Annotated in this window: 11 protein-coding genes; 3 read left to right on the top strand and 8 right to left on the bottom strand. The window is 42.6% G+C overall.

Translation table 11 applies throughout. From position 1 onward, the window contains the following. Positions 1 to 9: 9 nt before the first annotated feature. Both A2W93_09235 and A2W93_09240 read left to right on the top strand, forming a co-directional pair. The gene (locus A2W93_09235; protein OFY54480.1) at positions 10 to 498 is read left to right on the top strand and encodes a hypothetical protein; all 489 of its coding nucleotides are present in this window, start codon (positions 10 to 12) and stop codon (positions 496 to 498) included. A 2-nt stretch (positions 499 to 500) separates the two neighbouring features. Further along, positions 501 to 1,682, top strand: coding sequence for a hypothetical protein (locus A2W93_09240; protein ID OFY54481.1), 1,182 nt, complete (start codon positions 501 to 503; stop codon positions 1,680 to 1,682). Here the strand turns inward: A2W93_09240 and A2W93_09245 are convergent. The 4 genes from A2W93_09245 to A2W93_09260 form a co-directional block, all read right to left on the bottom strand. Further along, entirely contained in the window at positions 1,679 to 3,091 is a 1,413-nt protein-coding gene (locus A2W93_09245) for an adenosylhomocysteinase (GenBank protein OFY54482.1), read from the bottom strand. The genes A2W93_09240 and A2W93_09245 overlap by 4 nt on opposite strands. Positions 3,092 to 3,407: 316 nt before the next feature. Continuing rightward, positions 3,408 to 4,718, bottom strand: a complete 1,311-nt coding sequence (locus tag A2W93_09250) for a hypothetical protein (GenBank protein OFY54483.1) — start codon at positions 4,716 to 4,718, stop codon at positions 3,408 to 3,410. 68 nt (positions 4,719 to 4,786) lie between these two features. Next, complete coding sequence (locus tag A2W93_09255; protein OFY54484.1) at positions 4,787 to 5,347, bottom strand: hypothetical protein; 561 nt, start codon at positions 5,345 to 5,347, stop codon at positions 4,787 to 4,789. Between the two features lie 145 nt (positions 5,348 to 5,492). Next, positions 5,493 to 5,774: a hypothetical protein gene (locus A2W93_09260; GenBank protein OFY54485.1), complete on the bottom strand. Its 282-nt coding sequence runs from the start codon at positions 5,772 to 5,774 to the stop codon at positions 5,493 to 5,495. Between the two features lie 83 nt (positions 5,775 to 5,857). Between A2W93_09260 and A2W93_09265 the strand changes: the two genes are divergently transcribed. Further along, on the top strand, positions 5,858 to 7,243 hold the full coding sequence (locus A2W93_09265) for an MATE family efflux transporter (GenBank protein ID OFY54539.1): 1,386 nt from the start codon (positions 5,858 to 5,860) through the stop codon (positions 7,241 to 7,243). Between the two features lie 75 nt (positions 7,244 to 7,318). Here A2W93_09265 and A2W93_09270 read toward each other — a convergent pair whose 3' ends face one another. The 4 genes from A2W93_09270 to A2W93_09285 all read right to left on the bottom strand — a co-directional run bounded on the left by A2W93_09270 (position 7,319) and on the right by A2W93_09285 (position 13,248). Then, complete coding sequence (locus tag A2W93_09270; protein ID OFY54486.1) at positions 7,319 to 8,422, bottom strand: hypothetical protein; 1,104 nt, start codon at positions 8,420 to 8,422, stop codon at positions 7,319 to 7,321. Positions 8,423 to 8,756: 334 nt separating this feature from the next. Further along, positions 8,757 to 10,241 (bottom strand): hypothetical protein, encoded by a 1,485-nt coding sequence (locus A2W93_09275; GenBank protein OFY54487.1) that lies wholly within the window; start codon positions 10,239 to 10,241, stop codon positions 8,757 to 8,759. Positions 10,242 to 10,289: 48 nt separating this feature from the next. After that, the gene (locus tag A2W93_09280; protein OFY54488.1) at positions 10,290 to 11,750 is read right to left on the bottom strand and encodes a hypothetical protein; all 1,461 of its coding nucleotides are present in this window, start codon (positions 11,748 to 11,750) and stop codon (positions 10,290 to 10,292) included. Between the two features lie 280 nt (positions 11,751 to 12,030). Then, the gene (locus tag A2W93_09285; GenBank protein OFY54489.1) at positions 12,031 to 13,248 is read right to left on the bottom strand and encodes an ammonium transporter; all 1,218 of its coding nucleotides are present in this window, start codon (positions 13,246 to 13,248) and stop codon (positions 12,031 to 12,033) included. Positions 13,249 to 13,265 lie beyond the last annotated feature (17 nt).

Genomic DNA, 13,265 nt, shown 5'->3' on the forward strand with positions numbered 1-13,265 from the left:
AAAAGTAATATGAAAAACATCAGGCTTATTTTTTTAGCATTATTTCTTCTGGAAACAACCACAACAGATTTGTTTGCACAACAAACAACTGATGCAACCGGAGGCATTATATCGGGCAGCGGAGGCTCGGTAAGTTATAGTGTTGGTCAGGTATTTTATTCATCGGCCAGCGGGACAAATAGCAATGTTACAGAAGGTGTTCAGCAACCGTATGAGATTTCGGAAATCACGGGAATGGAGCTTGCTTCAACAGATCTGATTTGCCTGGTTTTTCCGAATCCGTCAGCCGACTTCATCATTCTGCAGATTGAAGATTTGACCCGGACGAACCTGAATTATAAAATCTTTGATCCTGAAGGACGCATCATTGAAAGTCGTGCGGTGACTGATTCCAAGACTAAAATTTCCATGAGCTCTTTTTCTTCGGGGATCTATTTTCTAAATCTCATGCAAGGGGAAAGCCTAATAAAAATGTTTAAAGTCGTCAAAAACAAATAATCATGAAAAAGCTATTTCCAATATTAATGGCTGTGTTATTCTCGCTGCCATTGCAGGCTCAGAGTCCTGATAAAATCAGCTATCAGGCGGTAATACGCAACAGCAGCGGAAATCTGATCTTAAGCGAAACGGTTGGTATGCGCATCAGTATTCTGCAGGGCTCTATTTACGGGGCGACGATATATGTTGAAACACACAATACCTCCACCAATGGCAACGGCCTTGTGACCATCGAAATCGGTAGTGGAACCCCTGTTCTGGGATCTTTTGAATCTATTGACTGGACCAATGGCCCTTTGTTTATTAAAACGGAAACCGATCCATCCGGCGGATCCAGTTACAGCATATCTGGTACGAGCCAGTTGCTCAGCGTGCCGTATGCGTTGCATGCAAAAACAGCCGAAAGCCTTTCAGGCGAATTAAATGAAACAGACCCGGTTTTTAGTGCCTCTCTGGCTGCCAATATTTCCACTGTTGACACGGCGTACTGGAATGGAAAATTGGATAGTTTTTCTGAGGTGGATCCTATTTTCGATGTCTCTTTGGCTTCGGATATTACGGGAACAGATACGGCGAGATGGAATGACAAACAGGATCAACTTTCCGCAGGAAACGGCATCAATATCAGCTCAAGCAATATTGTTTCAGTTTCAGTTCTGAGTCAGGCTGCAGGTGATATGCTGTTTTATGACGGAAACAACTGGACAAGAGTTCCTGCTGGCACATCTGGACAGGTGCTGAAATCCAATGGAACAGCAGCTCCCTTCTGGGGTTATTACAATGGAATCTTTGCTACACGTAATTCCGGATCAACTACATACCTGACATCGACCATTGTAAATTATGATGGGGCCTGGGTGACGATAACAGTTCCATGTGCAGGAACCATTGAGGTGATTGCAAGTGTTTGGACGAGAATTGGACATGTAAGTGGCGTTGAGGATCTATTATATCTTAATATCGGAACTACCCCCACTGACGAAGGAGAAATTTATACATTGCATATACATTCAGTACCAGCATCATATCCGTCTTCTACAAATACAAGCCATTCCACAATGTTGACCAGAAAATTCAATGTAATGGCCGGAACATATACTTATTACCTGAACGGAAAAATGGTAAGTGGTGCAAATAATGACGACAGCTTCTGGTATGCTTCTTTGAGGGCTGTTTTCTATTAATAGCGGTAATGATCAGCTTTATAAGGGCCTTCCTTCGGAACACCAATATAATCGGCCTGTTCGGTTGTGAGCTGTGTAAGTTTTACACCGAGCTGATCGAGGTGGAGGCGGGCTACTTCTTCGTCCAGATGTTTTGGAAGGCGGTACACACCAACTTCGTATTTGTTTTTCCAGAGTTCAATCTGAGCCAGGGTCTGGTTGGTGAATGAATTACTCATCACAAACGAAGGATGTCCGGTAGCACAGCCAAGATTCACAAGGCGGCCTTCTGCCAGCAGATAAATGCAATGTCCGTCAGGGAAAATATATTTGTCAACCTGTGGTTTGATATTGATTTTTTTGATGCCGGGATAATTCTCCAGTTGTTCCATCTGAATTTCATTATCAAAGTGGCCGATGTTGCAAACGATTGATTCGTCCTTCATTTTGGCCATGTGCTCAATGGTAATGACATCGCGGTTTCCGGTGGTGGTCACATAAATGTTTCCTTCCGGCAGTGCGTTTTCGACGGTAGTGATTTCAAAACCTTCCATAGCGGCCTGCAGAGCACAAATAGGGTCGATTTCAGTAGTGATCACACGGGCTCCGTACGAACGCATTGAATGGGCACAGCCTTTGCCAACATCGCCGTAACCGCAGACTACGACTACTTTTCCGGCAATCATAACATCGGTGGCGCGTTTGATTCCGTCGGCCAATGATTCGCGGCAACCATACAGATTGTCGAATTTCGATTTGGTCACACTGTCGTTTACATTGATAGCCGGAATAAGCAATTCACCTTTTTCCATCATCTGATACAAACGATGAACACCGGTGGTAGTCTCTTCCGAAACGCCCTTCCATTCTTTCACCAGATTTGTCCAGCGCGTTGGATTCTCAACATAAATTTCTTTCAGTGTTTTATATAATGCTTTTTCATCGGGCGTGTGAACCGGTGTGTCGAGCAGCGAAGGATTCTTTTCGATTTCAGCACCTAAGTGAATCATGAGCGTTGCATCGCCGCCATCGTCAACGATAAGCTGCGGGCCTTTACCGTCGAAGTTGAGGGCCTGAGAAGTGGCCCACCAGTATTCTTCGAGGGTTTCGCCCTTCCAGGCAAAAACGGGCGTTCCGGCAGCAGCAATGGCCGCGGCCGCGTGATCCTGTGTCGAGAAAATGTTGCAGCTGGCCCAGCGTACGTCGGCACCGAGTTCTTTCAGTGTTTCAATAAGCACGGCCGTCTGAATGGTCATGTGCAGCGAACCCATTATGCGCGCGCCTTTCAGCGGTTTTTCGGTTCCGAATTTTTTGCGTAATGCCATCAGGCCCGGCATTTCTTTTTCGCCGATTTCAATTTCTTTGCGGCCCCAATCGGCCAGCGCGATATCTTTTACTTTGTAGTTCATCTTTGCTTCAGTTTGTAACATACTGGTTCGAAATTTTTTGCAAAAATACGAATTTATGTGCTAATGCACCAATGTGTTGAGAGCTGATATATAGCATCCGACATTGAGCGCAATGCTCAATGCGTGACCACAACCTTAATCTCCTTTACTGGTGCTGCGCACGTTTGACCCGAGGCCTTGCCATCGGCTAATGTATTTTTCGCTTTCAGCGCATCTGATAGAGCTTCGCAGCTTTTTTTATGGCTCCGCCCACTTAACCTTGACCTTAACCTTAACCTTAACCTTAATCTTGACCTTGATCTTGACCTTGACCTTGATCTTGACCTTGTTCTCGATCTTATTTCAGCCAATCCCACATATTGTAATTATATCTCTGTTGTTTTTCGGGGCTTAAACTACGATAAGTGCGTATGTTGTCCCAATATATTTTGAGATCATGTGCATCAAAGGCGTTGTCTTTTGTGAGACGCATGGTTTGTCCCTTGTCCGAAAATTCTGGGCCGCTCAGCCAGCGGTAATCAATGTTGCTGGTTGCTTTTAGCTCATCTGCAATATGCTGAAAATAGGCATTGAAATTTTCGACCTGCAGATTTTTATCGTGCGATCCGTTCATAAACATATCGACCAGCGAAGTCCCGTAAGGAACATAGTCGGCGGGGTTGAGCCATACTACCACTTTTTCGACTTTGCCCGTGGCAATCAGATCGGCATAGCCGCCCATGTTTGTGAGCGATCGATCGCCTCCCATAATGTGAAGTTCTTTCGCCTGAATAACATCGGCGCGGAGCAGCGCTTCGGTCACTGTTGCACCATTGCTGTGCGCCATCAATATTTCAAAATATGTATTATCCAATTCTTTCACCAGCTCTTTTCCAACTTCTGTATTTAGAGAGGTGTATTTTCCGGTTGTAAGATTGTCAAGCGAAACACGCCCAAGGTCAGTCCAGGCCGCATTATCCGAGGTAGCGTAAAACGGAACATTGTTTCCCGAGAATGGACTTACCAGTTTGTTTTTTACAATTGAATTTTCAGAGGCCGTGTTGCTCATGCCAAGAATGACGCCCTCCTTGACGACTTTTCGCGATCTAAGCGGAGGCACATAACTGCCCAGTTGTTTATTCAGTTTTTTCTGAACAGTCTGATACGATTTTTTGTTTTCGTTGATGCAATCAGAGAAGGCCTTCATCTCAGCCAGATATTCCGTTGCAGCAGCACTGTTGTTATTTACAGGTTTTTGCTTCGCCTGTTTTGCCTTTTCTCGTTTAAGCATTGTTTCGGCATTATCGAGATTCTGGCTGTACATGCTGTTGTTTCGGTCGTACTTCAATGCTTTGCGGAACGCCGCTGCGGCTGCTGCATAATTGCCTTTTTTATATGCTTCAACGCCCCGGTTGTTTACTATTCGCGCCTGTTCAAGCAGATATTCTGTATAATGTTCGTTTGCAGCGTCGCTTAAAACGGGTAGAGCTGCAGGTTCAGTATTGTATGAAGTTGTTTGTCCAGAGCTCTGATTCTGGCTTTTTCCAATTGGACAATCAGGATTTGTATGAGCTGACAGTGGAGCGTTGCACCAACAATGGCATAAACTGCAGGTGCAGTTGTAATTGTCGGGCTGCGCGGCCAGCGGCATAATCCAAAGAAAACCCATCAAAAAAAACAGGGAGATTAAAAGGCTTTTTAAAGTTTTCATTGTATTGAATTTTTCGAATATTTTTTTTATTTCATGGATGGTCCAAGCATCAAACCCAGTCGCAGAGCCCAGAATGATTTGCCGGGATATCCTTCTGTGTTGAAAGTGCCGAGCGAATTATAGAAATGAACGGTGACACCAATGGTACTTCGCACCGGCGATAATTCAAACCCCACCTGATACATAAACCGCAGATCGAAGTTCCAGTCGCAGCCAATGGCGGCGGTTCCGGTTAATCTCAAAGCTGTTGGCCCGATCAGAAATGTTGGAATCATTGGATAATAGCGCGAGCCCATAAAAAACTCATGACTGACCGTGTTTTTTGCACCAGGCACCAAATCCTCAATATCAGTAAGCCGGTAGGTGTAGGATCCGAATAATCCACCGTGCTTGCGCCCCAGCGTGGTGTTGATTCCGAAACCATGTTGCGCAACCGGAGTGAATGTTCCGTTGTAGTTAATTTCGTAATTTCCTCCCAAATCGCTGTAAAGCTCAATCAGGCGGATTCTTTGTTCATCCTGTGCCGACGAAAATGCCGGTAGCAAAATGAGCAAAACAAATACTAGAATATTGTTTCGGTTATTCATAGTTTTTTAATGATATCAAAATTAAAAAACAAAGATAGCTGCAAAACGAATCAATCTATCAAAGATACTATGGTTTTGTCTGTTTTTTTCATCTTTTCATATAAAAATTCCGCGTACAAATAAAATATTATTTAAATTTGTACCCTCAAACCATCGCGGAAAATTTATGAAATCGCTCGCAGTCAATTTTGTCATTATGACTGTCACTTTTGTGGCAGAGCGCTGATTCCGCAATACAACAGATTTTCTCAACAAAGAAATTCTCCGGCGGATGAAGCCAGCGGAGAGTTAAAACCGTATATAAACCAAAACAAAAAAAAATGAAAACACTGTATTTTGAGGCCGTGGGCCTGACCATCACCAAAGCTGTATCCGCAGCCATTGTTCGTTCAATGTTTGTAAGAAAGCCAGGACAGGATCCGGGCATGCAAAATCACATAAAACGAAGACCCCATGAAACAATATAAAAATCAAAACAAATTCTCTCTTTTCAGTGTCAATTTTCAGGGTATCCGGCGCCTGGGCTCGCTTATAGGCGATGCTATTGCCGGTAAGGAATATGATTATACCAACGGCAGAATATCGAAAGCGCTCGTACTGCTTTCAATTCCCATGGTGCTCGAAATGCTCATGGAATCACTGTTTGCCATTGCCGACATTTTCTTTGTGTCGAAACTGGGTTCCGAAGCTGTGGCGGCGGTCGGACTTACCGAATCAATCAACACAATTGTTTATGCAATCGGAATAGGTATGGCGGTGGCTGCAACGGCTATTGTGTCGCGCCGCGCAGGTGCGAAGCGCTTTATGGCTGCTTCAATCACATCATTTCAGGTGTTGCTGACAACGCTGTTGGTTTCAATACCAATTGCGATTGCAGGAATCATTTTTTCAGGTGACTTGCTGCGAATGATGGGCGCGGAAGAAAACGTTGCATCCAACATGGGCGTGTACACCGCCATTACGTTGGGGACAGCGCCGCTCATTATGCTGCTTTTCGCTGCCAATGCCATTTTTCGTTCATCGGGAAATCCGGCAACGGCCATGAAGGTGTTATTGGTGGCCAACGGACTCAACATTGTTCTTGATCCCATTCTCATTTTCGGATGGGGACCGATACCGGCCATGGGTGTTGAAGGTGCTGCCATTGCAACGTTGATCGGACGTTCAGTCGGAGTAATTATGCAGTTGTATATTTTATTCAATGGAAAGCATTTAATCGGCATAACACGGCGAGCTATAATGATTCACTGGCGGACTATTGGTGAAATTTTTCGGCTCGCTGCCGGTGTCACTGGTCAGCATCTGATTGGCACAGCCAGCTGGATTATTCTGATGCGTATTATGGCCGAATTTGGCAGTGTGGTGGTGGCGGGTTATACCATAGCCATTCGCATCGTGTTGTTTTTTCTTTTGCCTGCCGAGGGATTCAGCAACGCAGCCGCTACAATGGTTGGTCAGAATCTTGGTGCCGGAAAACCGCACCGTGCCGAACGTTCAGCATGGAGTGCCGCGTGGCTCAACATGACTTTTCTGGGAACGGCCGGCGTTTTCATGGCGTTGTTTCCGTCGGAGATTATCGGATTTTTCAGCTACGAAGCCGACGTAATTGCAGCCGGAGCCAAAGGATTGCGCATGGTGAGTTTTGGAATGATCATGTATGGACTTGGCTCTGTCATGCTCAATTCCATCAATGCTGCCGGCGACACACTGCGTCCGGCCTGGTTTATGTTTGCTGCATTCTGGTTGGTCGAAATACCGCTTGCACTGTGGCTTTCGTTTAATACTTCCGCCGGGTCGAACGGTGTTTATATTTCCATTCTGACAGCAGAATCCTTCATGGCATTTCTGGCGTTGTGGTGGTTCCGCCGCGGAAGATGGAAGACGATTAAAATTTAAATTGTAAAAAAGAAATGGCGTGGAAGACATATCCACGCCATTTTTTTAATTCAAAGCTATGTTTTGCAATAGCAATTATTCTTTCACAAACATTCGAGCCCCGCTTCCGGTGCTGTTTTTCAGAACTATCACGTACAGACCAGCCGGCAATGATTCAATGTTTATGGTGTATTCAGAACCGCTGATTTGCTTATCGTAAATAATCTTGCCTGTCAAATCGCTGATCAGAACCTGGCTGCATGGAGTTGCCGATTTAATGTTCAAAACATTGCCGGCAGGATTGGGAAATACATTGAACGAAAACGATAATTCTTCACCAAGATCATTTGTGTTGTAAATGTAAGTGTTGATTATTCTTGTGAAATTGACCATAACGGTATCGTCAAGGATCTGGGTCACTATTTCAACAGGCAGTCCCGATGTATTGTTGGTGTAGTATCCCTCGTAATAATCGCTGGATACAGATTGCTCCGTTTTAATCAGGTAATTGCTTGCATCGTAAAAATATTCGATTGTATTATCTATACTGCCATCGGAGTTATGGTCGATTGTTGTGGTCAGAGGCTTTTGATAGGCATTATAGGTATAAGCAGTTGTCTGAGAATTTATCCAGGCATCTGAAACGGAGTCCCATCTGAATATGGTCTCGCTCTGAACGGTTCCGTCAGGATTGTTGATGTATTCAAACCGGGAGTAGTTTTCCCATGCTGATGGCGATTGATAATTCAACTCCCCTGTTTTAGTTATGAGGAAATCATTGGTGTCATATATAAAGTGTGTACGTAACCTGTCATACCAGACACCGCCGGTCTTGATTTCCCACAGCACCGTATCTTCTTTTTCCGACAGGGAATAGTTAATTGTATATCGCGAAGAGTCAGCCGTGAACAACCCGGTAACAGAATCCCTGCTGGTTTGAATTATCTGGTTTGGCAGGCCGGTTGCGTTATTGACATACCGTATTTTTGAAGTAGTATCCCATTGTGTTGCAACCGAATCCCACAGAAGTCTCCATTCAACTTCTTTGACGAAATTACTGTCGTATTCATAGACTCTTTGCTGCCAGTTTTGCCACACCGTGTCGTTGGTCCAATTCTGATACACCGATGTTTCAATTTTTTGTGCGGACATCACCAATGTCATTATCAGGAAGGATGAAAGCAATAAAAGTTTTTTCATAGAATTACAATTTTATAGTTTATAGAAGAAATTTTCTGTTTGACGGTGAATTCATGTCAAAGTTAAAAAATTATTTTAATAACAGAAACTATTTATTAACAATAAGTGTTACCTCCGCCGCGGAAGATGGAAGACGATTAAAATTTAACATCGTGTAAAAAAACACATGGCGCGGATTATTCACTCATTATACGACCTTTAAAGGAGTTCATGAGCTCAGCGCTTTCAGCGCTTCGGTTGCAAATCCGCGCCATGTGTTTTTTGTGTTTCTTTTATCACTGGCGCGGTTCCGATCGCTATCGGAATTTTATCCGTGACAGTGTTGTTTATAGCATCAGAAACCAATCTTATTCACAAAATACACTTTGCGTTTTTCTTTTCCGTTTTTGACAACCTGGCTGCCATAGGCAAGAAAATAATTTCCATACCAATAATCAACATTTGAAAAAGTTCGTTTGGTTTTTTCAGATTCGTCGCCGGTTTCGATGAAGTCCCATTTTTCATCACTGAGAATGTTTCCGTCGAAGTCAACGGTTTTAGAAACGATTTCATTTCTTGACGTATAAACCATGCTTATTTGAGAAGCAGTTTGTTCTGAAATAGCGATAAAGCGGTTCACCGAAAACGGCTTGTATCCTGGGTTTAGTTCAAAGCAGACATCCCACATCAGTTCGCCTTGTTTTGAGAATTTCCCAAGGGTCGCATGTGTGTACTGATAGCCGTCAAAAACGGTAACGGTATAGGTTGAAACGGCTCCGTTGGCACCAACAGTTGTGCGGGTTTCGGTGCGATAGGTTGGATAATAGGCTTCGCCAAGGAATAAATAACCATCTTCAAGAACAATCACATCGTGATCTGCAATCCAGTAATCAAGCGACATTTCTTTTCCCTGAGCTTCTTTTTTTGCTTTTTTCTTTTCGATTTTTTCCTGTTTTTTTTCTGGCAGATATGAGAGGAAATCTTTTAAATCGAGAAAATTGTAATAGCGAATGTAATTAATGGCACCGTCTTCAATCTCGCCAAAGAAAAGGCCTTCGGACATCAGTCCTTTTTTTGCATAGGTGCCGGTGATGATTATTTTACTGTCATTAACCCTACATCCCGAAATGGAAACGATTGAATTGTCGCCTGCTCCCGAAATTTTTATGGCTTTTTCCACATTGTCGTTTTCCGAAATCCGGATCATGTGAAGCTCGCTTACAGTCTTGCTTAAACTGGCGCGGGCAAACAAAAGAATTTCGTTGGATTTTTCAAGAATCTGATAATTTTCGCTTGATAATTTTTTTGAAGTGAAGGCTCCAATATTTATTGGAATCGCTGTTCCTTTTCCAGAGCCCAAATCCACTCTATATATTACAGGTGCTTTTTTTACAGAAGCCAGAAACCACGCCTGATCGCCCAGCACTTTCATGCTTCGGGGAAATGCTTTGGGCGGCATAACCCCTGTTGTTTTAGAAATATCGAGCGTATTCATCTGTACCCCGGTGATTACAAACTCACCCTTTTTATTTAAGTACATGTTATACACAAAGTCATCGTTGTAATACAATTCGCTGAATCGCATTCCCCTGGGAACCAGAACGGTTTCGGTCTTTTCCAGCTCTAAATCACCGCTGTAGAGGTCGTATTTTATTTCTTTTTGTCCATCAACATCATCATCGGCCTGGGACTCCAGAACAAAGTATCCTTTGGTCGATTCATAAATGGTCTCGCCCGAATAGCCGTTGCGCAGGTCAAATTCGATGCGTTTTTCGGTGCTGAGTTGTGCTTCGGCCTGAATCAGAAGCAGCAGCAAAAAACTAAAAAACAATTGTTTCATTTGTTTGAATTTTTATATTTGTTGTAAAAATACAATTAATATGCAACATCAAAATTCAATTTTATTTATAAAGTAAACTTTCCTTTTCTTATTGCCATCTTTGATTTCCTGACTACCATATGCAAGAAAACTGGATCCATACCAGTGTTCTAAATGGGAGAAAGTGTTTTTTGTTTTACTATCGCCGGATTCAAAAAACGTCTTTTTTTCTTCATTGACTATTTCTCCATCATAATCTACTGTTTTTGAAATCAGGTCATTTCCACTGGCATATACCATGCTTATCTGAGAATTTGTCTGTTCAGTAACAGCTATTAAACATTTAGGAACATGTAGTTTATATGCCGGATCCATTTCAAAGCAAGTGTTCCACATTATTTCACCAGTTTTTGAAAATTTACAGAGAACCGCATGTGTATAATCATAGCCATCAAATACGATTTGCGAGCTGTTTTCATAGATAATTTCCTTATAAGTTGGATAGCAAGCTTCTCCCAGAAACAGGTATCCGTCGTCAAGAATGATAATATCGTGATTCACCATCGAATAATTAAGAAGAAGTTCCTTGTCGTTCTTTTCTGCGGTTTTTTGTTTGCGTTCTATTTCTTTCTGCGCCTGCTCAGGCAAATAGGGAATAAAATCTTTCAGATCAAGAAAGTTATAGTAATGTATGTAGTCAATAAAACCATTTGTCACCTGACAAAAATAAATACCTTGTGAATACTGATTCATTTTAGAATATGTTCCTGTCAGAATCATTGTTTCTTCATCAATCCTGTATGGAGTTACTGATAAAAGACCATTTTCAAAGTTTTCGGAGATTTTGACAGGATCATTAATAGTATTGTTTTTTGTAATACTAATAATATAGGTTTCATAAGATCCATTTTCATTGTACACATATTCAATGAAAAAAATTTCTTTTGTCCTTTCCAGAACCTGAAAGTAGAATAAATCAAGTGATTTCGAGGTTCTTGAACCGAAATGAAAAGGAATTTCTGTTCCTGTTCCGGATTCAAGATCAATATTGTATAACTCATGACCTTCTTTTGTAAACATGTATAAGTAAGCCTGATCTCCCAACACTATCATATTATCAATTGATGCTTTTGGTTCGATGGCTACCTTTGTTCCCGATACTTCCTGCATATTTATCTGTATTTCCGAAATGAACAACTCTCCTTTTTTCCAGTTATTGTACAAAATGAATAAGCTTTCATCATTGCTATATGACAGATCGTAATTTAATCCTTCTGGCACCAGTATGGTTTCTGTTTTTATCAATTCCAGATCGCTATTGTAAAAATCATATTTTTCTTCGATCTGTCCATCAACCTCTTTATCTGCTGTGGATGCCATAACAAAGAATCCCTCAGAAGAATGATAGATCTTTTCATATGAATAACCTTTCCGCAGTTCAATTTCGATGCGTTTTTCGGTTGCTAGCTGAGCGGTTGATGCAAAAGAAAGCATCGCGCAGAAAATGAAAAGAAATTTTTGTTTTTTCATACAATTGATAATTTTCAACAAATATAGGAGAAATGTTTAATACCAAATTGAAATTGCAGATTGTCCAAAGACGTACTTCAATTTCAAATTTGGTATGTGCCGTTGAAAAATAATGAACAAATAAATTGTTTTCAACACGGCATTTATGCCGTTAGCAAACATAAATTGGCAAGCAATCCGGTTTTAATATTGGACTATTATTTAAGTAAACACGGTATAAAATAAAAAAGCGGGCGAAAACTTTCGCCCGCTACATTCAAATTGTACCCAAACACAAAACTCAGAGAGCGCCTGAATCGTAAGCGTTTTCACCATGAATGGAGCTGTCTAATCCTTCCATTTCCTGTGCTTCACTAACGCGAACTTTTACAAACAGATTGATAAGAATAAGCATAATGTAGGTGAAAATAAAGGCGTAGGCACCGGCAGCAACCACGGCTACTATTTCTTTGAAGAAAAAATCGCTGCCACCGAAATACAATCCGTCGGCTCCGGCTGCATTAACGGCTGTAGAGGCAAAAACACCCAGCAGAACAGTTCCGATAACACCTCCGATTCCGTGAACACCCCAAACATCAAGCGCATCATCCCATTTCATTCTGTTTTTTAATTGCACGGCCAGATAACAAACAGCGCCTGCGGCAATGCCAATAATCGGAGATGCCCATAGCGGAACAAACCCGGCGCAAGGCGTAATGGTTGCCAATCCTGCAATGGAACCGGTCAGAAGTCCGATTAACTTTGGTCTGCCGACGTGTATCCATTCAATGATAACCCACGCCACGGTTGCAAACGATGCAGCAATATCGGTGTTTAAAAAGGCCAGCGAAGTTATGTTGTCAACAGCCACTTCGCTGCCGGCATTGAAGCCATACCAGCCGAACCAAAGCAGTCCGCTTCCGATTGCGACCAGCGGAATGCTGTTGGGCGTGCTGTTTTTATCAACGCGGGCACCGACATAAAAAACAGATGCCAGTGCTGCAAATCCGGCGGTTGCATGAACAACAATACCTCCGGCAAAATCAAGAACACCCCAGTCGGCCAGTAGCCCCCCGCCCCAGATCATGTGTACAAATGGGTAATAAACCAGAATTTGCCACACGGTTAAAAAGATCATATACGATTTGAAAGTCACGCGGTTTGCAAATGCTCCGGTAATGAGTGCCGGTGTGATAATGGCAAACATCATCTGATAGGCAATGAAAACAAATTCGGGAATTTGTCCGTTGGTGTACATCGAATCCATTCCAACTCCAGCCAGAAAAGCCTTGTCGAAATTGCCGAAAATGCCGCCGTCACCACCACTGAAACAAAGTGAATAACCGAAAGCAACCCATAAAACCGTTGTCCAGCCAAGCGAAACAAAACTTTGTATCATGACGCCCAAAATATTTCGTTTGGTGGCCAATCCACCGTAGAAAAATGCCAGACCCGGAGTCATGAGCATTACAAGGCTTGTTGCAAGCAACATAAAGCCGGTTGAACCTGTGTCAATCATTTTTATATTCTCCTATT

The sequence above is a fragment of the Bacteroidetes bacterium GWF2_43_63 genome (genome assembly GCA_001769275.1).
GTDB lineage: Bacteria > Bacteroidota > Bacteroidia > Bacteroidales > DTU049 > GWF2-43-63.